Consider the following 26,430-nt stretch of genomic DNA (forward strand, 5'->3'; position numbering starts at 1 on the left):
TTCAGCGCGCCGTTTGTGCGGCTATTTCGCGCAATTGCGCTGAATCAAGCACCGCGACATCTTCTTGTGCAGGCGACAGCGCCGCATTCACCATGGCCTGTGCCACGGTCTGCGCCTCAATGGCTTTCCACTTACCTGGCAGCAGGCGAAACAGCGGCGCCATAAAAGATTCCCCGGCGCGGCGCTTTTCGCGATCGCCGATGAGCAGCGACGGGCGCGCTATTGTCAGCCGCGGCCAGCCCTGCGCCTTCAGCGCCGTTTCCATCTCGCCCTTCACCCGGTTATAGAAAAACGGCGAATTGGGGTTCGCGCCGAGCGCGCTGACCACCAGCATATGCTTTGCGCCAAGGCGCAGCCCGGCGAGCGAGGTGTCCACTACCAGCGTGTAATCAGCCAGAATAAACGCCTCTTTGCTGCCCGCCTCGCGCCGCGTGGTGCCAAGACAGCAAAAAACGATATCCAGCGGCGCGCTGAGCTCCGTCAGCACATCGGAGAGCTGCGGGTCGCACGGGTTTTCCACTTTATGCATCGGCACGCGCAGCGGGCGACGCGTTGGCGCGATAATCGACGTCACGCGCGGCTCATCAACCAGCATCCGCAGCAGATGACTGCCCACGAGGCCGCTGGCACCCGTTATCAGTACTCGACTCATGATCGCTCCTTTGCAGAATCTTCTGCCTTGCAATGTCAGCGCCCTGAACCAGGCTTAATAGTCTGTGTGGTTTAAGTATTTACCATTTCTGGCAAAAGCCATTACTGCACATCACCGTTCTGTAAAGACACCAAGGGAGGCGTAATGAGCAAGAAGATTGCAGTCTTAATCACTGATGAGTTTGAAGATTCCGAATTCACATCCCCGGCGGCTGAGTACCGCAAAGCCGGACATGAAGTGATTACCATCGAGAAAGAAGCCGGGAAAACCGTCACCGGTAAACAGGGCGAAGCGAAAGTGACCATTGATAAGGCCATCGACGAGGTGAGCCCGGCAGACTTTGACGCCCTGCTGCTGCCTGGCGGCCATTCCCCGGACAGCCTGCGCGGCGACGACCGTTTTGTCACCTTTACCCGCGATTTTGTCAATACCGGCAAACCGGTGTTCGCCATCTGCCACGGACCGCAGCTGTTAATCAGCGCCGATGTGATCCGCGGGCGTAAGCTGACCGCCGTTAAGCCTATCGTGATTGATGTGAAAAACGCCGGAGCGGAATTCCACGATCAGGAAGTGGTCGTCGATAAAGACCAGCTGGTGACCAGCCGCACGCCGGAAGACTTGCCTGCGTTTAACCGCGAGGCGTTACGCCTGCTCGGCGCGTAACCAGACGAGTTTTTTACCAAATCCCAGGGTGTTGTCAGTAAATTTGATCTCATCAAGACGGATCTCCCACAGCGGGGAGGACATCACCCTGGCCACCGGAAAGCGGCGGTTATAGCGCTCGCGCAAGGCCTCGCTTTCCGGCTCTTCCACCAGCCGTAATTCTCCCGAGAACTGTACGCCGCGGATAAGCGCTACAGTTTTGGTCTGCCCGTTAACCGTGCCCGCGACAGGCGCCAGTTTGCCTGCCATTTTGCCGTGTCGGCTTTCGGTATCGCTTAACAGATAAAACGCCACCCGTTCACGATCGTAAAGGTAAAACGCGTTCGCGCACCAGAGCGCTTCTCCATTGCCGACGCAATACGTGACGACATGCTGTTTAGCGAGCCATTTGCTGATGGCGTCGAGAGCGTCCATTGTTTCTCCTGTCGGGGATAATCATGCTAAGGTGCGGCCAGTTGTGACTGCCGCTGATAGTCATTATGGAAGAATGGTTTCTTTATCTGATCCGCTGCCCCGATAACCGGCTTTATACCGGCATCACCACCGATGTCGCGCGCCGCTTCGCCCAGCATCAGCGCGGCAAGGGTGCCAAAGCGCTGCGCGGCAAAGGAGAGCTGACGCTGGTTTTCAGCGCGCCCGCAGGCAGTCGCTCCGAAGCGTTGCGCGCCGAATACCGCATCAAGCAACTGACGAAACGGCAGAAAGAGCAACTGGTCGCCGGAGAGCTGGCGTTTGAGGCGATGAAAAGCGCACCGCAAACGCCCTGAGATCAGAAACGGTTAAAATGTTCGTGGTAGTCCACGGGACCGTGCACGCCGTCCAGAGCGTCATCGGCGAGACGGTGAACCTGGAACGCCGCTTCAGCGCCAGGCCAGCGGCAGTGGAGATCGTAACGGGCGGCGGGCTCAAAGCCCAGGCGGTTGTAAAATTCCGGCGCGCCCAGCGTGACGACTGCCGCGTAACCGAACTCATTGAGCGAATCGAGCCCTTCGTACACGAGCTGACGGCCAATCCCCTGCCCGCGCCACTCTTCGTCGACCGCGAGCGGCGCAAGTCCCAGCCACTGACGCTCTTCGCCCGCCACGGTGACAGGGCTGAATGCGACATAACCGACCACCTGCCCTTCATCATCCGTTGCGACCAGCCCCAGCGTCAGCAGTCCGTCTTCACGGAGCGCGTGCACCAGCTCCGCCTCGTCGGCGCGACCGAACGCCCGGCGAAGTAACGCGTCGATGCCCGGCGCATCAATGGGGATTTCTACACGAATCAGCATGGTTCACCTATGGAGGTTGCTTTGGTTAGCGGCGAGACGGCAAGCCCCGCTTCTACGAAGTCCGCCAGTTGCAGCAACATCACGCGCAGCGGTTTTGGCATCGCGTCGAGCTCAATGGCGTCCATCAGATTCTTCACATATAACCCTAATTCAGTATCGCCTTCAATCACCAGACGACGCTGGAAGAAAAGCGTATCGGGATCCTGCTTGCGCGCGGCGATCATCAGCAGATCGGCGGCGTCCGCGCGGAAGGTGACATCAGCCTCGGCCTGTTCGCGCACAATGAGCTTGTCATTCTCAACCGACGTAAACCAGCGCAGGCCAATATCGCGCACCTCAATGCCAAGCCAGCGGCCTTCAAGAAACGCCAGTTCGTCATCCGCCAGCGCCTGACGGAATTGCCAGCCGAGCAGTTGCTCCAGCACCTGGCGCTTGAGCGCAAACGGCGCGAGCGCCACCGGCGTTTTCAGAAGCGAAGGGCCAAGATGTACCAGACAGGAACGCAGATTATTCAACACGGGCTTTTCTCCTTGCCAGATCACAATGGCCGTTATTGTGCCATATCGGCCAGGCGAGATAGCGGCTCAAATCAAGCTTTGCGCCTTCGCAGGTACCCCTTTATAGATGCCATCAATACGACATTAGCTGCCTTAAATCAAAAATTGTCGCGGACGGGTTAACTAAAATCGCCGTTCGTTAACAATTTCGCTGCCTTTATGCAGCGCGCCAGGCTGCATACGGCCTGCTTTTATTTTCAGGACACGCTATGGAGTTGCTTTGCCCGGCCGGTAACCTTCCGGCTCTGAAGGCGGCCATCGATAATGGCGCGGATGCGGTCTATATCGGTCTGAAAGACGATACCAACGCCCGCCACTTCGCTGGCCTCAACTTTACCGAGAAGAAATTGCAGGAAGCGGTGAGCTATGTGCACCAGCATGGCCGCAAACTGCATATCGCCATTAATACTTTCGCGCACCCGGATGGCTATGAACGCTGGGAGCGTGCGGTGGATATGGCCGCCCAGCTCGGCGCTGATGCGCTAATCTTAGCCGACCTCGCGATGCTGGAGTACGCCGCGACCCGCTATCCGTACGTGGAGCGTCATGTGTCGGTACAGGCTTCCGCCACTAATGAAGCCGCCATTCGCTTTTACCAGCGTCATTTCGACGTGGCCCGCGTGGTGCTGCCGCGCGTGTTATCCATTCATCAGGTGAAACAACTGGCGCGCGTGACGCCGGTGCCGCTGGAAGTGTTCGCCTTCGGCAGCCTGTGCATCATGGCGGAAGGCCGCTGCTATCTCTCCTCTTACCTTACCGGTGAATCGCCCAATACCGTAGGCGCCTGTTCGCCTGCGCGCTTCGTGCGCTGGCAGCAGACGGAACAGGGGCTGGAATCACGCCTGAACGATGTGCTGATTGACCGCTACCAGGAAGGCGAAAACGCCGGTTATCCGACGCTCTGCAAAGGCCGGTATCTGGTGGACGGCCAGCGTTATCACGCGCTCGAAGAGCCCACCAGCCTGAATACGCTGGAGCTGCTGCCGGAGCTGCTGGCGGCCAACATCGCCTCGGTGAAAATCGAAGGCCGCCAGCGCAGCCCGGCTTACGTCAGCCAGGTGGCGAAAGTCTGGCGTCAGGCTATCGACCGCTGCAAAGCCGACCCGCAGCGCTTCGCGCCGCAACCGGCCTGGATGGACGCGCTCGGCGCGATGGCTGAAGGCACCCAGACAACGCTCGGCGCGTACCATCGCAAATGGCAGTAAGGAGAGCAGGATGAAATACGCATTAGGGCCGGTGCTGTACTACTGGCCGAAAGCGACGCTTGAGAGCTTTTACGAGGCCGCAGCGCAGAGCTCAGCCGATGTGATTTATCTCGGCGAAGCGGTGTGCAGCAAACGGCGCGAGACTAAAGCCGCCGACTGGCTGGCGCTTGCCAGAACGCTCGCGGCCAGCGGCAAACAGGTGGTTATCTCAACGCTGGCGCTGGTACAGGCACCTTCCGAGCTGACCGAGTTGAAGCGCTATATTGATAACGGCGAGTTTCTGATCGAGGCCAACGATTTTGGCGCGGTGGGGCTGGCGGCCGAGCGCAAGCTGCCGTTCGTCGCAGGCCATGCGCTGAACTGCTACAACGCCGTTACGCTGCGTCTGCTGCTGAAAGACGGCATGACGCGCTGGTGTATGCCGGTGGAGCTGTCCCGCGACTGGCTGGTGAATCTGCTCGATCAGTGCGACGCGCTCGGTATCCGCCATCAGTTTGAAGTGGAAGTGCTGAGCTATGGCCATCTGCCGCTCGCCTATTCCGCCCGCTGCTTTACCGCGCGTTCAGAAGACCGGCCGAAAGATGAGTGCGAAACCTGCTGCATCAAATACCCCAACGGGCGCAGCATGCGGTCGCAGGAGAACAGCCAGGTATTTGTGCTGAACGGCATTCAGACCATGAGCGGTTATGTCTATAACCTCGGCAATGAGCTGTCGTCGATGGCAGGGCTGGTGGATATGGTGCGTCTCTCGCCGATGGGCCCTGAAACACTGGAGATGCTCGACGCGTTCCGGGCCAATGAAAACGGCGCCGCGCCGCTGCCGCTCGCCGCACACAGCGACTGCAACGGCTACTGGCGAAGGCTCGCCGGGATGGCGCTGCAGTCGTAAGAAAAGGCTCACTTTGTTAACAGCATTTTGCGGGAGTTCATGCAGTATGAAAGGACAGCTTTCCGGCCGGGCCGCGGGCAAAATCCCCGAAATGCGCCAGGCTGGAAGAAGACCTTCAATCTGATGACTATGCTGTAATTAAGTGAGCCGTTATGTCTGATAAATCTGTTGTGCCTTTTTCGGTGCTCGATCTCGCGCCGATCCCGCAAGGCTCCTCCGCCCGTGAGGCGTTCCACCACTCGCTCGATTTAGCCCGTCTCGCCGAGAAGCGCGGCTACGACCGCTACTGGCTGGCGGAACATCACAATATGACCGGCATCGCCAGCGCCGCGACGTCGGTTCTGATTGGCTATCTCGCCGCCAATACTACCACGCTGCGCCTGGGCTCCGGCGGCGTGATGCTGCCAAACCACGCGCCGCTGGTGATTGCCGAGCAGTTCGGCACGCTCGACGCGCTCTATCCCGGCCGTATTGAGCTGGGCCTGGGCCGCGCGCCAGGCAGCGATCAGCGCACGATGATGGCGCTGCGCCGCCATATGAATCATGACATCGATAACTTCCCGCGTGATGTAAAAGAGCTGACGGACTGGTTCGACGCCCGCGATCCGAACCCGGCGGTACGCCCGGTGCCGGGTTACGGCGCAAAACTCCCGGTCTGGCTGCTGGGCTCAAGCCTTTACAGCGCGCAGCTGGCCGCGCAGATGGGTCTGCCGTTCGCGTTCGCGTCGCATTTCGCGCCAGATATGCTGTTGCAGGCGCTGCATCTTTACCGCACGCACTTTCAGCCTTCAGAGCGCCTGGAAAAACCGTATGCGATGGTATGCATTAATATCGTCGCCGCTGACAGCAATCGCGATGCGGAGTTTCTGTTTACCTCGATGCAGCAGGCCTTTGTGAAGCTGCGCCGCGGCGAAACCGGCCAGTTGCCGCCGCCAATTGCGTCTATGGAGAATTTCTGGAGCCCGGCGGAGCAGTACGGCGTTCAGCAGGCGCTCAGCATGTCGCTGGTCGGCGATAAAGCGAAAGTCCGCCACGGATTATTGTCCATACTGCGTGAAACCGACGCCGATGAGATTATGGTTAACGGGCAGATTTTCGATCACGACGCGCGGCTGCACTCGTTTGATCTCGCCATGCAGGTGCGGGAAGAACTGTTAAGCTAATGCGGTTTTCGCCCTCTCCCGCCGGGAGAGGGCAAAGCAATGATTACTGATAGACCGGCAGCAGGTTGAAGCTGGAAAGCAAGTGCACCACCGCGTTACCGAGCCCAAACAGCAGAATCAACGCAATCATCCCCTTCCCGCCCCAGACGCGAAAGTGCGGGCTGCCGAAGCGCTTGCGTGACGCACGCACCAGCAGTGCCGGCACAATCGCCGCCCAGATGGTCGCCGCCAGCCCCGCATAGCCAATCGCATACAGAAAACCGTTCGGCCACAGCAGCCCGCCCGCCATCGGCGGTAAAAACGTCAGCAACGCCGTTTTGAGACGCCCGCGCGGCGAATCGTCAAAGCCAAAAAGATCCGCCAGATAGTCAAACAGCCCCAGCGTCACGCCCAGGAAAGAGCTCGCCACGGCGAAGTTGGAAAACACAATCAGCAGCACATCCAGCGTGCGACTGTTCAGCACGTCGCTCAGCGCGCCTACCAGCACATCGATATTACCGCCCGCCTTCGCGATGCCGATAAATTCCGGACGCGGAATGTTGCCCATCGTCGCCAGCAGCCAGACGATGTAAAGCGCCAGCGCAATCAGCGTTCCCAGAACCAGGCAGCGAATAATCACGCCTGGCGCTTTACCGTAATATTTCATCAGGCTCGGCACGTTGCCGTGGTAGCCGAAAGACGCCAGGCAAAACGGCAGCGTCATTAAGAGATACGGCGTGTAACTCGGGCTTGCCTCAACGGTGTTAAACAGCGTGGCGGGCTCCACATGGCCCAGCAGGCCGCCGAATGTCAGAAAGAACGTAATGACCTTGGCACCCAGTACAATCGCCGTCATCCGGCTTACGGCATGCGTGGAGAGCCAGACGATAAACGCCACCACCAGCGCGAAGCCAAACCCTGCCAGCCGCGCGGGCACGTCGATATTCATGCCCGCTAGCGTGTGGTGGAGCACTGAGCCGCTGGCTGAGATATAGGCGTACGTCAGGATATAGAGCACAAACGCGACGGACGCGCCATTCACCACGTTCCAGCCCTTACCGAGCAAGTCGCGCGTGATGGTGTCGAAGCTGGCGCCGATATGGTAGTTGAGGTTGGCTTCCAGCAGCATTAACCCGGAATGGAGCATACAAAACCAGGTGAACACCAGAGCGAGCAGCGACCAGAAAAACCACGCGCCGGACATCACGACCGGCAGAGAGAACATGCCTGCGCCAATGATAGTACCGGCGATAATCACAACGCCGCTTAAAAGCGAAGGTGAAGCGCTGCGGGCAACGAGTGTGGTCATAAAGCTTTCCCGTGAAAGTGATGCTGATGATTCATTGTACCAGTACGCGAGTACAAAAAGGAGAAAAAATTACGTCTCTAATAAAGCATGACGTATTAGGCTGGCGCAGCGCAGTACAGCAGCGAATTTAGCAGGCTGTCGTTTGCGGTACAGCACGTTAGTTTTTATCGTCAGAAAGGCGTGCAGCCAGGAAGAATGGGGCTCTGCAAGGCGAGCGCGCTGAATGGCGCCCATAAAAAAAGCCCCGGCATGGCCGGGGCTTGTTGTCAGACTTTCTGCGCTTATGCGTCACCGAAACGACGGCGCGGGGTCGCTGCGTCATCACGACGCGGGCTGCGGCCGCCTTCACGACGATCGCCGCCGAAGCTACGACCGCCTTCGCGACGTTCGCCGCTGAAACGACGACCTTCGCCACGGCCTTCACCGCGACCGCCTTCACGGCGTTCGCCACCGAAACCACGACCACCGCCGCCAGGACGACGATCGCCGCGCGGCTGTGCATCACCCATCAGCTGCATATTCATCGGCTTGTTCAGAATACGCGTACGGGTGAAGTGCTGCAGCACTTCGGTCGGCATGCCTTTCGGCAGCTCAATGGTGGAGTGAGACGCGAACAGCTTGATGTTACCGATGTAACGGCTGCTGATATCACCTTCGTTGGCGATAGCGCCCACGATGTGACGCACTTCAACGCCATCATCACGGCCCACTTCGATGCGGTACAGTTCCATATCGCCAGCGTCACGACGCTCGCGACGCGGACGGTCTTCACCGTTGCGGTCGCCACGCGGGCCACGATCGTTACGGTCGCCACGACGCTCGAAACGGTCATCGCGATCGCGGAACTCACGCTTCGGACGCATCGGCGCATCCGGCGGCAGGATCAGCGGACGTTCGCCCTGCGCCATTTTCAGCAGCGCAGCAGCCAGCGTTTCCACATCCAGCTCGCCTTCCGGCTGAAGCTTGGTCAGCAGCGCACGGTACTGATCCAGATCGCTGCTTTCCAGCTGCTGCTGTACTTTCGCGGCGAATTTTTCCAGACGGCGTTTGCCCAGCAGTTCTGCGTTCGGCAGCTCTACTTCCGGAATGGTCAGCTTCATGGTGCGTTCAATGTTACGCAGCAGACGACGCTCGCGGTTCTCAACGAACAGCAGCGCACGGCCTGCACGGCCCGCACGACCGGTACGACCGATACGGTGAACGTAAGACTCGGAGTCCATCGGGATGTCGTAGTTCACCACAAGGCTGATACGCTCAACGTCCAGACCACGCGCCGCAACGTCGGTTGCGATCAGGATATCCAGACGACCGTCTTTCAGACGCTCCAGCGTCTGCTCGCGCAGGGCCTGGTTCATGTCACCGTTCAGCGCGGCGCTGTTGTAACCGCTGCGCTCCAGCGCTTCAGCCACTTCCAGGGTCGCGTTTTTGGTGCGCACGAAGATAATCGCCGCGTCAAAATCTTCCGCTTCCAGGAAACGCACCAGCGCTTCGTTTTTACGCATGCCGTACACAGACCAGTAGCTCTGGCTGATGTCCGGGCGAGTGGTGACGCTGGACTGGATGCGCACTTCCTGCGGCTCTTTCATAAAGCGACGGGTGATGCGACGAATCGCTTCCGGCATGGTCGCGGAGAAGAGCGCGGTCTGATGTTCAGCCGGGATCTGCGCCATGATGGTTTCAACGTCTTCGATGAAGCCCATACGCAGCATTTCGTCTGCTTCGTCCAGTACCAGGCCTTTCAGGTTAGAAAGATCCAGCGTGCCGCGCTTGAGGTGATCCAGCAGACGGCCCGGCGTACCGACCACAATCTGCGGACCCTGGCGCAGTGCGCGCAGCTGCACGTCATAACGCTGGCCGCCATACAGGGCCACGACGTTTACGCCATGCATATGTTTAGAGAAATCGGTCATGGCTTCAGCAACCTGAACCGCCAGTTCGCGGGTCGGAGCCAGAACCAGGATCTGCGGCGCGCGCAGAGTTTCATCAATATTGTGGAGCAGCGGCAGTGAGAACGCTGCGGTTTTGCCGCTACCGGTCTGGGCCATACCCAGAACGTCGCGACCACCCAGCAGATGCGGAATACATTCTGCCTGGATTGGAGATGGTTTTTCGTAACCCAGATCGTTAAGGGCTTCAAGGATTGGAGCCTTCAGGCCCAGATCAGTAAAAGTGGTTTCGAATTCAGCCATGTAGTACGAGTGCCTCAGAATTAATGGCGGCCAGTCTACATAACTCATCGTGAAAATTTTCTGCAATTTTCATTAAAAGTGTGAACCGGCTCAAAGTAGGTGTATTAACGAACAAACAAGCCCTCACCGGTTAAGGTGATGACTTTAGTAAAAAAATCCGTGGGCTGAAATGTTCGTCAGCTATTGCTGGTCCGATTCTGCCAGGTCATCTTGCTCCTGGCCCAAGAGCGCTAATTCCAACAATGCATAACGGTGCTCAACGAAGTTGTGGACGTTGTTAGCAACCGCTAATTTGAACAGTGCCGTGGCGCTGTCCTTATCCCCCAGACTTAGGTAGTACTTACCTAAATAGAAGTTGGTTTCACTGAGATGCTCAGCGAGCGAGGTGTTATCCGTTGCGTCTGCCTTCAGGCGTTCCATTAACGTTTTTTCGCTAATGTCGCCGAGCCAGAATTCGACAATGTTCCATCCCCACTGTTCTTTGTCCGATTTCTCAAAGCGTTCTTGCAAGGCCGCTTTGGCCTGTTTCTCATCCATTTTGCTTTCAGCAAGGAAGAGCCACAGACTACGGAAAGGATCATTGGGATCGTCGTGATAAAACGCCAGCAGATCATCTTGCGCTAATCGGTAACGTCCGCCGTAATAGAGGGCGATACCGCGATTCAAATGCGCGTAGTTGTAAGTTGGATCAAGCTCAAGTACAGAATCAAACGCTTCATAGGCAGCATCAAAATTGCCTGCCTGCGTTAAATAAATGCCTAAGTAGTTGAATACTTCAGGCATATCGGGGCGGATAGCCAGCGCTTGTGAAAAATCATTCCGCGCCAGTGCCCGCAAACCAAGACTATCATACAACACTCCGCGCTCATATAAAAGCTGTGCGCGTTCATCATCGGTTAAAGCCCGACTTGCGAGGATCTGCTCCATGCGTGCGAGGATCACTTCTTGCTGCAAGGCCGGTTGCAATGGCACCGCCAGGACCTCGCTCTTACGCCAGGCAGAGTTGCTGCATCCTGCCAGCGTGAGTGCTGTCGCAACGAAACACCAGCGCAATAAAGGCTTCATTTCCTACTCCCGAAGACAACTATTGGATGAACGTCCTGTCCCCCGGCTGCAAACGGGGCATCCTGCCTCGTAACAAATGGCTCTCCGTGTCGCCACGGAGAGCTAAACGGCAAACCTTACTCGGCTTCCGGCGCAGCAGGGGCTGCTGCTTCCTGAGTCTGCTCGGTTGCTTCTTTGATGCTCAGACGTACGCGGCCCTGACGGTCAACTTCCAGTACCTTAACCGGTACTTCCTGACCCATCTGCAGATAGTCGGTCACTTTCTCAACGCGCTTGTCGGCGATCTGAGAGATGTGTACCAGACCTTCTTTACCGCCGCCGATAGCGACGAAGGCACCGAAGTCAACGATGCGGGTCACTTTACCATTGTAGATACGGCCCACTTCGATTTCAGCGGTAATCTCTTCGATACGACGAATCGCGTGCTTCGCTTTCTCGCCGTCGGTCGCTGCAATTTTCACCGTACCGTCATCTTCGATTTCGATGGTGGTGCCGGTTTCTTCGGTCAGCGCACGAATCACAGAGCCGCCTTTACCGATCACGTCTTTGATCTTGTCCGGGCTGATCTTGATGGTGTGAATACGCGGTGCGAACTGAGAGATATCGCCACGCGGTGCGTTGATAGCCTGTTCCATCACGCCAAGAATGTGCAGACGCGCACCTTTAGCCTGATTCAGCGCCACCTGCATGATCTCTTTGGTGATGCCTTCGATTTTGATATCCATCTGCAGCGCAGTGATACCTTCACGGGAACCGGCTACTTTGAAGTCCATGTCGCCCAGGTGGTCTTCATCACCCAGAATATCGGACAGTACGACAAAGTTTTCGCCTTCTTTCACCAGACCCATCGCAATACCCGCGACAGCGGCTTTGATCGGCACGCCTGCATCCATCAGCGCCAGAGAAGCGCCACACACGGAAGCCATGGAAGAAGAACCATTGGATTCGGTGATTTCAGACACCACGCGGACGGTGTACGGGAAGCGGTCGGCTGCCGGCATGACTGCCAGTACGCCGCGTTTCGCCAGACGACCGTGACCGATTTCACGACGCTTCGGAGAGCCGACCATGCCGGTTTCGCCGACAGAGTACGGAGGGAAGTTGTAGTGGAACAGGAAGCGGTCAGTACGCTCGCCCATCAGTTCGTCGATGTTCTGCGCGTCGCGCTCGGTACCGAGCGTCGCGGTAACCAGCGCCTGCGTTTCACCACGGGTGAAGAGCGCGGAACCGTGAGTACGCGGCAGTACGCCAGTGCGCACGTCCAGGCCACGGATCATGTCTTTTTCGCGACCATCGATACGCGGTTCGCCAGCCAGTACGCGGGAACGAACAACGTTCTTCTCGATAGCGTGCAGGATGTCGCCCAGCTCGTTTTCGTCAAGCGCGTCGCCTTCGGCCTGTTCAGCCTGCAGTGCCGCGATAACGTCCGCTTTGATAGCGTCGATCTGGCTGTAACGTTCTTGTTTGTCGGTGATGCGGTACGCGTCGCTCAGACGAGATTCAGCCAGCGCTTTCACGCGCGCGTTAAGCGCTTCGTTAGCGGCTTCAGGCTGCCAGTCCCAGCGCGGTTTGCCCGCTTCTTTCACCAGATCGTTGATGTTCTGAATCACAACCTGCTGCTGCTCGTGGCCGAACACTACTGCGCCCAGCATCTGATCTTCGCTCAGCAGTTCAGCTTCGGATTCCACCATCAGCACAGCGCTTTCAGTACCAGCGACAACCAGATCCAGTTTGCTGGATTTCAGCTCGTCCTGGGTCGGGTTCAATACGTACTGATCGTTGATGTAACCCACGCGCGCGGCACCAATCGGGCCGTTGAATGGAATACCGGACAGAGACAGCGCAGCGGACGCGCCAATCATCGCAACGATATCCGGGTTAACCTGTGGGTTAACGGAAACAACGGTCGCGATAACCTGAACTTCGTTAACGAAGCCTTCCGGGAACAGCGGACGTAGCGGGCGGTCAATCAGACGCGCGATCAGCGTTTCGCCTTCGCTCGGACGGCCTTCACGACGGAAGAAACCGCCCGGGATGCGGCCAGCAGCGTAGGTACGCTCCTGATAGTTAATGGTCAGCGGGAAAAAGTCCTGGCCCGGCTTCGCTTTTTTAGCACCAACTACGGTCACGAATACCGCAGTGTCATCCATGCTTACCATAACGGCAGCAGTGGCCTGACGAGCCATCATTCCGGTTTCAAGAGTGACAGTATGTTGACCATACTGAAATTTGCGGACGATCGGATTAAGCAAAATTATACCCTTTCTAAATGAAGAACAGCACGCCCAAAGCCGTGCTGACAGTACCCGATCTTCTTTGCATCCTCGCGACTAATGACAACCTTAACCCACCTGTGCGGATAAAGCCTCTCATTAGCCGCGCGAACCTCTGCAACGAAGATCATACTTAGCAACAATACATGAGTTTACTCGCAATTGCTGCCGTCTGGTCGAAAAAAGGGGCCATAAAGGCCCCCTTTTCTGAAACTCGCAGTGATTAGCGACGCAGACCCAGGCGCTCGATCAGCGCAGTGTAGCGTGCTACATCTTTACGTTTCAGGTAGTCGAGCAGTTTACGACGCTGAGAAACCATGCGCAGCAGACCACGACGGCTGTGGTGATCTTTTTTGTGCTCTGCAAAGTGACCCTGCAGGTGGTTGATCTGCGCAGTCAGCAGGGCAACCTGAACTTCGGTAGAACCGCTGTCGTTCTCACCACGACCAAACTCAGAAACGATTTTAGCTTTAGCTTCAACGCTTAGAGACATTTTTAACTCCAGTTTATAAAAAATAAGGGTGCCGATCTCTAATTCAGCCACCCGAGGCTACATCTGCATTTAAAATGATGACGTAGTGTTTAGCCGCAATATTCTACCTGCCGCGGCCTGTTATCGCAAGGTAACGACGAAGGTTAAACCGGATACTCTACGACCAGACGGCGAGGTGCCACGCGCCCTTCGCTGTCAATTTCCCCCATCCCGAGAAACTTCTGCGCTTCGCCTTCCGTTACGCGAACAAGGCCTTCTGACGGCGCGCCCGTAGTGCGTACCGGATTGCCGTTCTTAAAGTAAACGGATGACGTAAGCGGCAGATTAACCACAGGGTAATCCGCAGCCGGGCTGTCCATCGGCATTAACAGTGGATCGAGCAATTCAGACGGCGCGATATCACGCGTCTGTGCTTCTTCAAGCAGCGCGTTAAGCTGCTCAAGCGTTACCATACGCTCGACAGGATATTTGCTGACCGTAAGACGACGCAGATAAATCACATGCGCGCCGCAGCCGAGCTTCTCGCCCAAATCGTCAATGATGGTGCGAATGTAAGTGCCTTTAGAACAGTGCACCTCCAGCTCAAGCTCATCGCCTTCATGACGAATAAACAGCAGCTCATAAACGGTAATCGGGCGCGCTTCACGCGGTACTTCAATCCCCTGACGCGCATACTCGTACAGCGGTTTACCCTGATACTTCAGCGCCGAGAACATGGTCGGCACCTGCAGGGTGTCGCCACGGAAGCTTTCCAGCGCATCCTGTAGTTGCTGCTCGCTGAACGTGACCGGGCGCTCTTCCACCACTGTGCCGTCAGCATCGGAAGTGTCAGTACGCTGGCCAAGACGCGCAATCACGCGATAGCGTTTGTCGGAATCAAGCAGATACTGAGAAAACTTGGTCGCTTCACCGAGGCAGATGGGCAGCATGCCGGTCGCCAGCGGATCCAGCGCGCCGGTATGCCCGGCGCGATTGGCGTTATAAATACGTTTTACTTTTTGCAGCGCGTCGTTGGAGGAGAGCCCCTGCGGCTTATCCAGCAACAACACGCCATGCACGTCGCGACCGCGACGACGAGGACGACTCATTATTCCTCCTTGTCGTCGTCCGGATTAACGCGACGCTCTTCGTCGTGTTTCACTACGCTGGTGACCAGGTTGGACATACGCATCCCTTCGACCAGGGAGTTGTCGTAGAAGAAGGTCAGTTCCGGCACGATACGAAGACGCATCGCTTTGCCCAGCAGGGAGCGAATAAAGCCAGACGCATCCTGCAGCGCTTTGATACCGGCTTTTACCGCCGCTTCGTCTTTATCGTTCAGGAACGTCACGAACACTTTGGCATACGCCAGGTCGCGGGATACTTCAACGCCCGATACGGTGGTCATCAGCCCAACGCGCGGATCTTTGATTTCGCGCTGCAGAATGATGGCAATCTCTTTTTGCATCTCCTGCGCCACGCGCTGCGGGCGACCAAATTCTTTCGCCATAATAAAATCTCCAGACAAAAAAGGGGCTATTAGCCCCTTTTGAATAGTCATACCGGGTGGCGCTTCGCTAACCCGGCCTACGAAATGTGTCCTAATCCAGGCCCGGCAGACGCAGTACGCCGGGCATAACAGGGATTAGTCGATGCTGCGCTGGATTTCGATGATCTCGAAGACTTCGATCATGTCGCCAACACGGACGTCGTTATAGTTCTTAACGCCGATACCACATTCCATGCCGTTACGGACTTCGTTAACGTCATCTTTGAAGCGGCGCAGGGATTCCAGCTCGCCTTCATAGATAACCACGTTGTCGCGCAGTACGCGGATTGGGTTATGGCGCTTAATCGTGCCTTCGGTAACCATACAGCCCGCGATCGCGCCGAATTTCGGCGATTTGAACACGTCACGTACTTCGGCCAGACCAATGATCTGCTGTTTCAGCTCAGGCGACAGCATGCCGCTCATCGCCGCTTTCACTTCGTCGATCAGATTATAGATGACGGAGTAGTAGCGCAGATCCAGGCTTTCCGCTTCGATAACACGGCGCGCAGAGGCGTCGGCACGAACGTTGAAGCCCACCAGGATGGCGTTGGAAGCCGCAGCCAGCGTGGCGTCGGTTTCGGTGATACCACCCACGCCGGAGCCAACAATCTTCACCTTCACTTCGTCGGTGGAGAGTTTCAGCAGGGAGTCGGAAATTGCTTCTACGGAGCCCTGTACGTCGGCTTTCAGCACGATGTTGACTTCGTGAACTTCGCCCTCGGTCATGTTCGCGAACATGTTCTCGAGTTTCGATTTCTGCTGACGCGCCAGTTTGACTTCGCGGAATTTACCCTGACGATAGAGCGCCACTTCACGCGCTTTCTTCTCATCACGCACCACGGTCACTTCGTCACCCGCGGCAGGAACGCCGGAGAGACCCAGAATCTCAACAGGAATGGACGGACCGGCTTCCTGGACTTCCTGGTTCAGTTCGTTACGCATCGCACGCACGCGGCCATATTCGAAGCCACACAGCACGATATCGCCTTTGTTCAGGGTACCTTCGCGAACCAGAACGGTAGCGACCGGACCACGACCTTTATCCAGGAAGGATTCGATAACCACGCCGCTCGCCATACCTTTACGTACCGCTTTCAGTTCCAGAACTTCGGACTGCAGCAGGATGGCGTCCAGCAGCTCATCGATACCGGTGCCCGCTTTCGCAGAAACGTGGACGAACTGGCAATCGCCGCCCCACTCTTCCGGGATGATGCCGTGCTGAGACAGTTCGTTTTTAACACGATCCGGATCGGCATCAGGCTTATCGATTTTGTTCACCGCAACGACAACCGGCACTTTCGCCGCTTTCGCATGCTGGATAGCTTCGATGGTCTGAGGCATCACGCCGTCGTCCGCCGCAACCACCAGAACCACGATATCCGTTGCCTGCGCACCACGTGCACGCATCGCGGTAAACGCGGCGTGACCCGGGGTATCCAGGAAGGTGATCATGCCGTTATCGGTCTGCACATGGTATGCACCGATGTGCTGGGTAATGCCGCCCGCTTCGCCAGATGCCACTTTCGTGGAACGGATATAGTCGAGCAGAGAGGTTTTACCGTGGTCAACGTGACCCATGATGGTCACAACCGGCGCGCGCGGCTCAGCCTGTGCGCCCATGTCACGGTCGCTCATTACCGCTTCTTCCAGCTCGTTTTCACGACGCAGGATAACCTTGTGGCCCATCTCTTCAGCAACCAGCTGCGCGGTTTCCTGATCGATGACCTGGTTGATGGTCGCCATCGCGCCGAGCTTCATCATCGCTTTGATAACCTGAGAGCCTTTTACAGCCATCTTGTTAGCGAGTTCAGCCACGGTGATGGTTTCACCGATAACAACGTCACGGTTAACTGCCTGAGCCGGCTTGTTGAAGCCCTGCTGCAGGGAGCTGCCTTTACGTTTGCCGCCTTTACCGCCGCGAACGGCTGCACGGGCTTCTTCACGATCCGCTTTGGATTCGGAATGTTTGTTGCTTTTCTTCTGGCGTGCGACTTTCGCCGGACGCGCGCGACCACGGCCGCCTTCTACTTCACGGTCGCTGTCATCTTCTGCCTGACGCGCATGCTGTGAAGTGGTGACATGGTAGTCGCTGGTATCTTCAGATTCTTCTTCGCTGCCGCTTTCCCACTTGGTCGCGTTCTCTTCAGCCATACGACGGGCTTCTTCCGCTACGCGACGGGCATTTTCTTCCAGCTTGCGACGCGCTTCTTCTTCGGCCTTGCGCTTAAGTTCAAGGGCTTCAGCTTCGCGGCGGGCTTTTTCCGCCTGAGCAGCTTTGCTCACTTCGTCAGTTTGTTGATTGCTCACTTTGCTCGTTTCCGCAGCTTCACGTTTCGCTTTATCAGCGGCATCGCGTTTAGCTTGTTCTTCAGCTTCACGTTTAGCCTTATCGCCGGCTTCACGCTTGGCTTTTTCCTCTGCCTCTCGCTTGGCAGCTTCCTCTGCTTCACGACGGGCCTGCTCTTCCGCCTCACGCTTCGCCTGTTCTTCCGCGGCGAGACGCTCTGCCTCTTGCGGATCACGTTTTACAAAGGTGCGTTTTTTGCGGACTTCGATCTGTACCGACTTACTTTTCCCGCCGGTACCCTGAATATTTAAAGTACTGCGCGTTTTGCGCTGTAAAGTCAACTTATCCGGCCCTGAGCCATGTTCGCGGTTCAGGTGCGCCAGTAAGGCTTGTTTCTCTTGTGCCGTCACAGAGTCTTCAGCGGACTTCGGGATCCCTGCATCAGCGAATTGCTGTACCAGGCGGTCCACGGAGGTCTGAATCTCTGCGGCCAGCGCTTTTACGGTTACATCAGTCATGCTGTTCCTTCCTGCTACAGTTTATTACGCTTCGTCGCTAAACCAGCGGATGTTACGAGCGGCCATGATAAGCTCACCGGCTTTCTCATCGGTCAACCCTTCGATATCCGCGAGGTCGTCCACGCCCTGATCGGCGAGGTCATCAAGCGTACACACACCGCGCGCAGCGAGTTTGTAAGCCAGCGTGCGATCCATGCCTTCAAGGTTCAGCAGATCGTCAGCCGGTTTGTTATCGCCGAGGCTCTCTTCCTGAGCCAGCGCAAGGGTGGTGAGCGCGTTCTTAGCACGTTCGCGTAATGCTTCCACGGTCGGCTCATCCAGGCCGTCAATTTCCAGCAGCTCTTTCATCGGCACATAAGCCAGTTCTTCGAGCGTGGAGAAGCCTTCTTCCACCAGAACCGTGGCGAACTCTTCATCAATATCGAGATACTTAGTGAAAGTATCGATAGCGGCGTGCGCTTCAGCCTGATGCTTGGCCTGAAGGTCTTCAACGGTCATGACGTTGAGTTCCCAGCCGCTCAGCTGTGAAGCAAGACGCACGTTCTGGCCGTTACGGCCAATAGCCTGCGCCAGATTGCCCGCTTCGACGGCGATATCCATGGTGTGTTTGTCTTCATCCACCACGATAGAGGCTACATCTGCCGGTGCCATGGCGTTGATAACGAACTGCGCAGGATTATCATCCCACAGCACGATATCAATACGCTCGCCGCCAAGCTCGGTCGACACAGCCTGAACACGCGCGCCACGCATGCCTACGCAGGCACCGACCGGGTCGATACGCTTGTCGTTGGTTTTCACCGCGATTTTAGCGCGTGAGCCCGGATCGCGAGCTGCCGCTTTAATTTCAATCACTTCTTCGCCGATTTCCGGTACTTCGATGCGGAACAGCTCGATCAGCATCTCCGGCTTGGCGCGAGTGACAAACAGCTGAGCGCCGCGTGCTTCAGGACGGACAGCGTACAGTACGCCGCGGATGCGATCGCCCGGGCGGAAATTTTCACGCGGCAGCATGTCTTCACGCAGAATGACCGCTTCAGCATTGCTGCCGAGGTCCAGCGTGATGTTTTCGCGGTTCACTTTTTTCACCACGCCGGTGATGATTTCACCTTCATGCTCGCGGAACTGGTCAACGACCATCGCGCGCTCAGCTTCACGCACTTTCTGTACGATGACCTGTTTCGCGGTCTGCGTGGTGATACGGTCAAACGTTACGGATTCGATCTGATCTTCAACGTAGTCGCCAACATTCAGGCTCGGATCTTCGTAACGTGCCGCTTCCAGCGTGATTTCGCGGGTCGGCTGGGTAACTTCTTCGACAATAACCCAGCGGCGGAACGTATCGAAATCACCGCTTTTACGGTCGATGCTCACGCGAACATCGATCTCTTGTTCATATTTTTTCTTGGTTGCCGTAGCCAGGGCGCTTTCCAGCGCTTCAAAAATTTTCTCGCGCGGAACCGCTTTTTCGTTGGAAACTGCTTCGACAACAGCCAAAATTTCTTTATTCATCAGGGGCCTTCGCCTCAATCCAGACTGTTAAAATTGGGGTACCAGGTTCGCTCTCTGGATGTTGCTGAGCGCGAACACTTCATCTTTGCCGTCAACTGCAACGGTAATCATCTCGCCATCAACGGCTTTAATGATCCCCTGCCACTTACGACGATTCTGTACCGCCATACGCAGTACCAGCGTCACCTCTTCGCCAGTGTAACGGGCATAATGTTCGGCAGTGAAGAGAGGACGGTCGAGGCCAGGCGAGGAGACTTCCAGGTTATAAGCGACCGTAATAGGGTCTTCGACATCCAGAACGGAGCTAACCTGGTGGCTGACATCAGCACAATCGTCAACAGTGATGCCATCTTCACTATCAATATAGATGCGCAGCGTCGATGTGCGACCGCGAATGAATTCGATGCCGACGAGTTCGTAGCCCAGCGCTTCCACCGGTGCCGTAATCATCTCTGTTAATTTTTGCTCTAATGTGGACAAGCCCACCCCCGGGACATAAAAAAAGGGCATATAGCCCAGTTATTCTTTAGCCAGATAACAAAAAACCCCGATAAATCGGGGCTTTTAATAACTGAACCCTGTAAACCGCGATGCGCGGCCCGGAACACCTTCCAGGGAATTTTCTTTCAAAAACGGTGAGGAAGGCATTCGCTGCACTTCACAGTATATTTGAAAAACAACTCTCAGGGAAAGTGGTTGCGGGGGCCGGATTTGAACCGACGACCTTCGGGTTATGAGCCCGACGAGCTACCAGGCTGCTCCACCCCGCGTCCGAAAACGTGGCAAATACTACGCCTTTAACGTCTAAATTGCAAGTTTTGCTGGGATTTGGTACCGAGGACGGGACTTGAACCCGTAAGCCCAATCGGGCACTACCACCTCAAGGTAGCGTGTCTACCAATTCCACCACCTCGGCACTATAGTGCGCAGTTTCTGTTTACTGCGCGAAGCTGACAAATTAACGCGGGATATCGCTGGTCGGCTTAGCCGGCGCTGCGGGCTGAGTCTGCTCAGTTTTTGCTGGCGCAGTCAGGTTTTCCCACTCGCTTCCTTTATTGGTTTTGTTGCTGTTAATGTTACCCAGCACCAGGCTGATAATGAAGAACAGGGTTGCCAGCACAGCGGTCATACGGGTCATGAAGTTACCAGAACCACTTGAACCGAACAGCGTAGCAGAAGCGCCTGCGCCAAAAGAGGCTCCCATATCAGCGCCTTTACCTTGCTGCAGCATGATAAGACCAACAAGGCCCAGCGCTACAATAAGGAAAACTACCAAAAGAGCTTCGTACATAATCAACCTGTTCCTTGCGGGGTTACCGCAGCCAATTGCTTCAAACCAATAAAGCAGGGGTATTTGTCATTCCCTACTGAAGCGGGTGTGAATACTAACGAAAGAGTCATGGGCGCGCAAGTGCAATTTCATCGACAAATGCTGACTGCGGAAAAAAACGGCAAAACGCGCTAAAATGACGATTTTAAAGGCGACTTTCGTCGCCTTTTTAAACGCTCGGGGCTTAAACGGCTTTCACGGCATCCGCGATACGATGCGCAAACTCCGTCACCTGCGCTTCGTTTTCGCCTTCCACCATCACGCGGATAAGCGGCTCGGTACCGGATTTACGCAGCAGCACGCGCCCGCGTTTACCAAGCGCTTGCTCCACTTCTTCAGTTACCGCTTTCACCGTGTCATGTTCCAGCGGGTCGCCGCTGCCTGGCGTGAAGCGCACGTTCACCAGAATCTGCGGGAAGAGTTTCATCCCGCTGCAGAGATCGTGCAGGCTCATATGGTTACGCGCAATCGCCGTTAACACCTGCAAGGCTGCCACAATGCCGTCGCCTGTGGTGGTTTTATCCAGCAGGATAACGTGGCCTGAGTTCTCCGCCCCGATGCGCCAGCCTTTTTCCTGCATTTTTTCCAGCACGTAACGGTCGCCCACTTTCGCGCGCGCAAACGGAATACCAAGCTGTTTGAGAGCGACTTCCAGCCCCATGTTGCTCATGAGCGTGCCGACCGCGCCGCCGCGCAACTGGCCCTGACGCAATCCTTCACGGGCAATGATATAGAGGATCTGGTCGCCATCCACTTTGTTGCCTTCATGGTCGACCATAATGACGCGGTCGCCATCGCCGTCAAACGCGATACCCAGATCGGCTTTCTCGGCTACGACGCGCTCCTGCAGCAGGCGAACGTCCGTTGCGCCGCATTTTTCGTTGATGTTCAGGCCATCCGGCTCAGAGCCGATGGTTACGACGCGCGCGCCCAGCTCGCGCAGTACATTTGGCGCAATGTGATACGTCGCGCCGTTCGCGCAATCCACTACAATCTTCAGCCCGTTCAGGCTGAGCTCATTCGGGAATGTGCCTTTGCAAAATTCGATATAACGGCCTGCGGCATCCACAATGCGGCTCGCTTTACCGAGCTCGGCGGAATCCACGCAGCTGATCTCTTTCTCAAGCTCAGCTTCGATAGCCTCTTCCACTTCATCAGGCAGTTTCGTGCCCTCAATGGAGAAAAATTTGATGCCATTATCGTAGAACGGGTTATGAGAGGCAGAAATGACAATGCCGGCCTCGGCACGAAAAGTACGCGTCAAATAGGCTACGGCTGGCGTAGGCATCGGCCCGGTAAACAGCGCAGACAGCCCTGCCGCGGCCAGGCCCGCTTCCAGTGCGGATTCCAGCATGTAACCGGAAATACGGGTGTCCTTGCCGATAATGACTTTCCGTGAGCCGTGACGCGCCAGCACTTTACCTGCCGCCCAGCCAAGCTTCAGGACAAAATCAGGGGTAATTGGCGCATCGCCCACGCGACCGCGAATGCCATCGGTCCCAAAATATTTACGGTTACTCATAGTATTTTTTATCCTTCGCTGAAAGAGTTGCTTCCACCACGCGCATCGCTTCGACCGTTTCTTTGACGTCATGGACACGAATAATTTGCGCCCCCTGCATAGCCGCCATCACCGCGCAGGCAAGGCTTCCGGGCAGGCGCTGATCGGGTCCGACGTTAAGTAACTGGCCAATCATCGATTTACGCGACATTCCCACCAGCAAAGGCATTCCGAAACGTCGGAATTCTGAAAGCCGGGCGAGAAGCTGGTAATTGTGGGTGAGATTTTTACCGAAACCGAATCCCGGGTCGAGTATGATTTTTTCTTTTGTAATGCCCGCCGCCTCGCAACGGGCGATGTGCTGCTCAAAAAAACGTGTGACGTCGGCAAAGACATCGTCGTAATGCGGTGCCTGCTGCATCGTTTTCGGCTGGCCCTGCATATGCATCAGGCAAACCGGCAATCCGCTCTCTGCCGCCGCCTCAAGCGCGCCCGGCTCTGTCAGCGATCGAATATCGTTAATGATATGCGCCCCGGCACGCGCCGATTCACGGATCACTTCCGGTTTAGAGGTATCGACAGACACCCAGACCTCAAAGCGCTGCGCCAGCGCCTCCACCACCGGTATCACGCGGGAAAGCTCTTCTTCCACGCTCACTTCCGCCGCTCCGGGGCGTGTCGACTCGCCGCCAACATCAATGATGGTCGCACCGGCGTTAATCATCGCGTTCGCGTGTTTCACCGCCTCTGTGAGCGTGTTGTGCTGACCGCCATCGGAGAAAGAATCCGGCGTAACATTCAGGATCCCCATGACATGCGGGTGAGAAAGTTCGAGCGTTGAGCCCTGGGCGAAGAGTTTCATTGCCATTCCCTTATAAACTTGAATGAACTAAAACAGAAAACCCCGGACAGGCCGGGGTTTTAATTAATACAGCGGTGCTACAGCAGGCAATTATTTATCGCCAAACTGCTCAGACATGGTGTTGCCCGGGTTCGGCGTACGCGGTTCATCGACCGGACGCGGAGCACGCGGCGTACCGTTGCTGTCAGAGTTATTGTTGGCACCCGGATCTTCCCAGCCTGCCGGCGGGCGAACATCACGGCGAGCCATCAGATCGTCGATTTGCGGCGCGTCGATGGTTTCATACTTCATCAGCGCGTCTTTCATGGCATGCAGGATGTCCATGTTATCGTTCAGGATCTGACGAGCGCGGTTGTAGTTACGTTCAATCAGGGCTTTAACTTCCTGATCGATGATACGCGCCGTTTCATCTGACATATGCTTGGCTTTCGCCACGCTACGGCCCAGGAATACTTCGCCCTCTTCTTCCGCATACAGCAGCGGACCAAGTTTGTCGGAGAAGCCCCACTGGGTCACCATATTACGCGCCAGGTTCGTCGCGACTTTAATGTCGTTAGACGCACCGGTGGAGACATGCTCCGGCCCGTAGATAATCTCTTCCGCCAGACGACCGCCGTACAGCGTGGAGATCTGGCTTTCCAGTTTCTGACGGCTGGCGCTGATAGCGTCGCCCTCAGGCAGGAAGAACGTGACGCCAAGCGCGCGACCGCGCGGGATAATCGTCACTTTATGCACCGGATCGTGCTCCGGCACCAGGCGGCCGATAATCGCATGGCCCGCTTCGTGATAGGCGGTGGATTCTTTCTGCGCTTCCGTCATCACCATGGAGCGGCGTTCCGCGCCCATCATGATTTTGTCTTTCGCTTTCTCGAACTCAACCATTGAAACGACGCGCTTGTTGCCGCGTGCGGCAAACAGCGCCGCTTCGTTGACCAGGTTTGCGAGATCGGCGCCGGAGAAGCCAGGCGTACCGCGCGCGATGATTGCCGCGTCGATATCCGGTGCCAGCGGTACGCGACGCATATGTACTTTCAGGATCTGCTCACGACCACGCACGTCCGGCAGACCAACCACGACCTGGCGGTCGAAACGGCCTGGACGCAGCAGCGCAGGGTCAAGCACGTCAGGACGGTTAGTCGCCGCGATGACAATAATGCCTTCGTTGCCTTCAAAACCATCCATCTCAACCAGCATCTGGTTCAGAGTCTGTTCACGTTCATCGTGACCACCGCCAAGACCCGCGCCGCGCTGACGACCCACCGCATCGATTTCATCGATAAAGATAATGCACGGTGCCGCTTTTTTAGCTTGCTCGAACATATCGCGAACACGGGACGCGCCCACACCCACGAACATTTCTACGAAGTCAGAACCGGAAATAGTAAAGAACGGCACTTTCGCCTCGCCCGCGATGGCTTTCGCCAGCAGGGTTTTACCGGTACCCGGCGGGCCGACCATCAGGACGCCCTTCGGAATTTTACCGCCCAGCTTCTGGAAACGGCTCGGCTCGCGCAGGTATTCCACCAGCTCACCGACTTCCTCTTTCGCTTCGTCACAACCGGCCACGTCAGCGAAAGTGGTTTTAATCTGATCTTCCGTCAGCATGCGCGCTTTGCTTTTACCGAACGACATGGCGCCTTTGCCACCGCCGCCCTGCATCTGACGCATGAAGAATATCCAGACCCCAATCAGCAGCAGCATCGGGAACCAGGAGATGAAGATAGTGGCCAGCAGGCTCTGCTCTTCAGGCGGTTCACCAACAACTTTTACGTTTTTGGTCAGCAGGTTATCAAGGAGTTTGGGATCGTTTACGGGAATATAAGTCGTGTATCGGTTACTATCTTTCTTGGTAACGTTGATTTCACGTCCGTTGATACGCGCTTCGCGAACCTGGTCCTGGTTAACTTCTTGCAGGAAGGTAGAGTAATCCACCCTACGGCCACTCGACTCGCTGGGCCCAAAGCTCTGGAATACTGACATCAGCACAACTGCGATGACCAGCCAGAGTATTAGGTTTTTCGCCATGTCACTCAAGGGATTAACCTCATATTACAACTGTGTTAACAAACAGCGTCAGGGTACTATAGTTTGCGCCCGGTCGCTACAATGTACACTTCACGTGAACGGGCACGAGAAGAGTCCGGCTTACGAACTTTAACCTTCGTAAACAGGGAGCGAATTTCCCGCAGGTACTCATCGAAACCTTCGCCCTGAAACACCTTCACTACAAAACTGCCGCCCGGTGCCAGCACATCCCGACACATCTCGAGCGCCAGTTCCACCAGATACATGGCGCGGGGGATATCCACAGCCGGAGTCCCGCTCATGTTCGGTGCCATATCTGACATGACAACCTGTACTTTACTGTCACCCACGCGTTCCAGTAACGCTTTCATGACTAATTCATCACGAAAGTCGCCCTGAAGGAAGTCCACACCAACGATAGGATCCATTGGTAAAAGATCGCAAGCGATAATACGGCCTGCTCCTCCGATTTGCGTGACCACATACTGTGACCATCCGCCAGGCGCGGCGCCAAGATCGACAACCGTCATGCCTGGCTTAAAAATCTTGTCACTTTGCTGTATTTCATCAAGTTTAAACCAGGCACGGGAACGTAACCCTTTTTTCTGCGCCTGTTGAACATATTTATCGCTAAAGTGTTCCTGAAGCCAGCGACTGGAGCTGGCAGAACGCTTTTTACCTGTCATTTCACATTCCATCCGGGTTCATCGTGAGCCGCAGGCTCAAAAACCCACGTTTTGCCATTTGGCGATAATTGGGAGATGGCGGTAGAATGACCCGTTTTCAATCCCAACGTAAGCAAAAAATACGATGAATCTGAGTACTAAACAAAAACAGCACCTGAAAGGTCTCGCCCATCCGCTCAAGCCGGTGGTTATGCTTGGCAATAATGGTTTGACCGAAGGGGTACTGGCCGAGATTGAGCAAGCGCTTGAGCACCATGAGTTAATCAAGGTGAAGATCGCCACTGAAGACCGCGAAACTAAGACCCTGATTGTGGATGCCATCGTACGTGAAACCGGCGCCTGCAATGTACAGGTCATCGGGAAAACGCTGGTGCTCTACCGCCCGTCAAAGGAACGTAAAATTTCGCTGCCCCGCTAAGCTGTGGGTTTTGCGAGCGATCGCAGAAGCCGCAAACTACAGGCGAGGGT

At 56.2% G+C, this 26,430-nt stretch carries 26 protein-coding genes and 2 tRNA genes; 6 read left to right on the forward strand and 22 right to left on the reverse strand.

The features are described from left to right. Nucleotide 1: 1 nt before the first annotated feature. Entirely contained in the window at nt 2-652 is a 651-nt protein-coding gene (locus G6041_RS15905; protein WP_012125949.1) for an NAD(P)H-binding protein, read from the reverse strand. A gap of 144 nt (nt 653-796) precedes the next feature. Here G6041_RS15905 and G6041_RS15910 point away from each other — a divergent pair, with 144 nt between their 5' ends. Beyond that, nucleotides 797-1,315, forward strand: coding sequence for a type 1 glutamine amidotransferase domain-containing protein (locus G6041_RS15910; protein ID WP_004385044.1), 519 nt, complete (start codon nt 797-799; stop codon nt 1,313-1,315). On the opposite strand, the gene G6041_RS15915 is transcribed toward G6041_RS15910, so the two are convergent. Then, nucleotides 1,295-1,729 (reverse strand): YhbP family protein, encoded by a 435-nt coding sequence (locus tag G6041_RS15915; RefSeq protein ID WP_004385045.1) that lies wholly within the window; start codon nt 1,727-1,729, stop codon nt 1,295-1,297. The genes G6041_RS15910 and G6041_RS15915 overlap by 21 nt on opposite strands. A gap of 65 nt (nt 1,730-1,794) precedes the next feature. Here G6041_RS15915 and G6041_RS15920 point away from each other — a divergent pair, with 65 nt between their 5' ends. Then, a complete protein-coding gene (locus G6041_RS15920; protein ID WP_012125950.1) occupies nt 1,795-2,082 on the forward strand; it encodes a GIY-YIG nuclease family protein in 288 nt (95 codons plus the stop codon). A gap of 2 nt (nt 2,083-2,084) precedes the next feature. Here the strand turns inward: G6041_RS15920 and G6041_RS15925 are convergent, their stop codons facing one another. Together G6041_RS15925 and ubiT are read right to left on the reverse strand one after the other, a co-directional pair. Continuing rightward, complete coding sequence (locus tag G6041_RS15925) at nt 2,085-2,588, reverse strand: GNAT family N-acetyltransferase (RefSeq protein ID WP_012125951.1); 504 nt, start codon at nt 2,586-2,588, stop codon at nt 2,085-2,087. Beyond that, entirely contained in the window at nt 2,582-3,106 is a 525-nt protein-coding gene (gene ubiT, locus G6041_RS15930) for a ubiquinone anaerobic biosynthesis accessory factor UbiT (protein WP_007888591.1), read from the reverse strand. Before ubiT ends, G6041_RS15925 begins: the two co-directional genes overlap by 7 nt. A 248-nt stretch (nt 3,107-3,354) precedes the next feature. On the opposite strand from ubiT, the gene ubiU reads away from it, so the two are divergent. The 3 genes from ubiU to G6041_RS15945 all read left to right on the forward strand — a co-directional run bounded on the left by ubiU (nt 3,355) and on the right by G6041_RS15945 (nt 6,402). Further along, on the forward strand, nt 3,355-4,350 hold the full coding sequence (gene ubiU / locus G6041_RS15935) for a ubiquinone anaerobic biosynthesis protein UbiU (RefSeq protein WP_012125953.1): 996 nt from the start codon (nt 3,355-3,357) through the stop codon (nt 4,348-4,350). Nucleotides 4,351-4,360: 10 nt separating this feature from the next. After that, on the forward strand, nt 4,361-5,239 hold the full coding sequence (locus G6041_RS15940; protein WP_012125954.1) for a U32 family peptidase: 879 nt from the start codon (nt 4,361-4,363) through the stop codon (nt 5,237-5,239). Nucleotides 5,240-5,391: 152 nt separating this feature from the next. Beyond that, complete coding sequence (locus G6041_RS15945) at nt 5,392-6,402, forward strand: luciferase-like monooxygenase (protein WP_004385051.1); 1,011 nt, start codon at nt 5,392-5,394, stop codon at nt 6,400-6,402. A 43-nt stretch (nt 6,403-6,445) separates the two neighbouring features. On the opposite strand, the gene mtr is transcribed toward G6041_RS15945, so the two are convergent. The 18 genes from mtr to rlmE form a co-directional block, all read right to left on the reverse strand. Next, nucleotides 6,446-7,690 (reverse strand): tryptophan permease, encoded by a 1,245-nt coding sequence (mtr, locus tag G6041_RS15950; RefSeq protein ID WP_012125955.1) that lies wholly within the window; start codon nt 7,688-7,690, stop codon nt 6,446-6,448. Between the two features lie 281 nt (nt 7,691-7,971). After that, a complete protein-coding gene (locus G6041_RS15955) occupies nt 7,972-9,879 on the reverse strand; it encodes a DEAD/DEAH family ATP-dependent RNA helicase (RefSeq protein WP_004385053.1) in 1,908 nt (635 codons plus the stop codon). Next, a complete protein-coding gene (gene yrbN, locus G6041_RS15960) occupies nt 9,872-9,952 on the reverse strand; it encodes a protein YrbN (protein WP_097563900.1) in 81 nt (26 codons plus the stop codon). Before yrbN ends, G6041_RS15955 begins: the two co-directional genes overlap by 8 nt. Before the next feature lie 107 nt (nt 9,953-10,059). Beyond that, complete coding sequence (nlpI, locus tag G6041_RS15965) at nt 10,060-10,944, reverse strand: lipoprotein NlpI (protein WP_004385054.1); 885 nt, start codon at nt 10,942-10,944, stop codon at nt 10,060-10,062. Between the two features lie 116 nt (nt 10,945-11,060). After that, complete coding sequence (gene pnp / locus G6041_RS15970) at nt 11,061-13,196, reverse strand: polyribonucleotide nucleotidyltransferase (RefSeq protein WP_015387065.1); 2,136 nt, start codon at nt 13,194-13,196, stop codon at nt 11,061-11,063. A gap of 244 nt (nt 13,197-13,440) precedes the next feature. Next, a complete protein-coding gene (gene rpsO / locus G6041_RS15975) occupies nt 13,441-13,710 on the reverse strand; it encodes a 30S ribosomal protein S15 (protein ID WP_004385056.1) in 270 nt (89 codons plus the stop codon). Between the two features lie 143 nt (nt 13,711-13,853). Then, a complete protein-coding gene (truB, locus tag G6041_RS15980) occupies nt 13,854-14,798 on the reverse strand; it encodes a tRNA pseudouridine(55) synthase TruB (RefSeq protein ID WP_012125959.1) in 945 nt (314 codons plus the stop codon). Further along, entirely contained in the window at nt 14,798-15,199 is a 402-nt protein-coding gene (rbfA, locus tag G6041_RS15985) for a 30S ribosome-binding factor RbfA (RefSeq protein ID WP_004385058.1), read from the reverse strand. Before rbfA ends, truB begins: the two co-directional genes overlap by 1 nt. Nucleotides 15,200-15,334: 135 nt before the next feature. Continuing rightward, complete coding sequence (infB, locus tag G6041_RS15990; protein ID WP_004385059.1) at nt 15,335-18,046, reverse strand: translation initiation factor IF-2; 2,712 nt, start codon at nt 18,044-18,046, stop codon at nt 15,335-15,337. Nucleotides 18,047-18,070: 24 nt separating this feature from the next. After that, a complete protein-coding gene (nusA, locus tag G6041_RS15995) occupies nt 18,071-19,558 on the reverse strand; it encodes a transcription termination factor NusA (protein ID WP_007780472.1) in 1,488 nt (495 codons plus the stop codon). 27 nt (nt 19,559-19,585) lie between these two features. Beyond that, entirely contained in the window at nt 19,586-20,038 is a 453-nt protein-coding gene (gene rimP, locus G6041_RS16000) for a ribosome maturation factor RimP (RefSeq protein ID WP_004385061.1), read from the reverse strand. A gap of 213 nt (nt 20,039-20,251) precedes the next feature. Beyond that, nucleotides 20,252-20,328, reverse strand: a tRNA-Met gene (locus G6041_RS16005). Between the two features lie 59 nt (nt 20,329-20,387). Then, nucleotides 20,388-20,474: transfer RNA gene (locus G6041_RS16010), tRNA-Leu, on the reverse strand. Between the two features lie 42 nt (nt 20,475-20,516). Next, nucleotides 20,517-20,849 (reverse strand): preprotein translocase subunit SecG, encoded by a 333-nt coding sequence (gene secG, locus G6041_RS16015; RefSeq protein WP_004385062.1) that lies wholly within the window; start codon nt 20,847-20,849, stop codon nt 20,517-20,519. A 223-nt stretch (nt 20,850-21,072) separates the two neighbouring features. Then, on the reverse strand, nt 21,073-22,410 hold the full coding sequence (gene glmM / locus G6041_RS16020) for a phosphoglucosamine mutase (RefSeq protein ID WP_004385063.1): 1,338 nt from the start codon (nt 22,408-22,410) through the stop codon (nt 21,073-21,075). Then, entirely contained in the window at nt 22,403-23,251 is an 849-nt protein-coding gene (gene folP, locus G6041_RS16025; protein WP_041460616.1) for a dihydropteroate synthase, read from the reverse strand. Before folP ends, glmM begins: the two co-directional genes overlap by 8 nt. Nucleotides 23,252-23,341: 90 nt before the next feature. Then, nucleotides 23,342-25,276, reverse strand: a complete 1,935-nt coding sequence (gene ftsH / locus G6041_RS16030) for an ATP-dependent zinc metalloprotease FtsH (protein WP_004385065.1) — start codon at nt 25,274-25,276, stop codon at nt 23,342-23,344. A 56-nt stretch (nt 25,277-25,332) separates the two neighbouring features. Continuing rightward, nucleotides 25,333-25,962, reverse strand: coding sequence for a 23S rRNA (uridine(2552)-2'-O)-methyltransferase RlmE (gene rlmE / locus G6041_RS16035; RefSeq protein WP_004385066.1), 630 nt, complete (start codon nt 25,960-25,962; stop codon nt 25,333-25,335). 124 nt (nt 25,963-26,086) lie between these two features. Here rlmE and yhbY point away from each other — a divergent pair, with 124 nt between their 5' ends. After that, entirely contained in the window at nt 26,087-26,380 is a 294-nt protein-coding gene (yhbY, locus tag G6041_RS16040; RefSeq protein ID WP_004385067.1) for a ribosome assembly RNA-binding protein YhbY, read from the forward strand. Nucleotides 26,381-26,430 lie beyond the last annotated feature (50 nt).

It is taken from the genome of Cronobacter sp. HA18003 (assembly GCF_011605905.1).
Classification (GTDB): Bacteria; Pseudomonadota; Gammaproteobacteria; order Enterobacterales; family Enterobacteriaceae; genus Cronobacter; species Cronobacter sakazakii.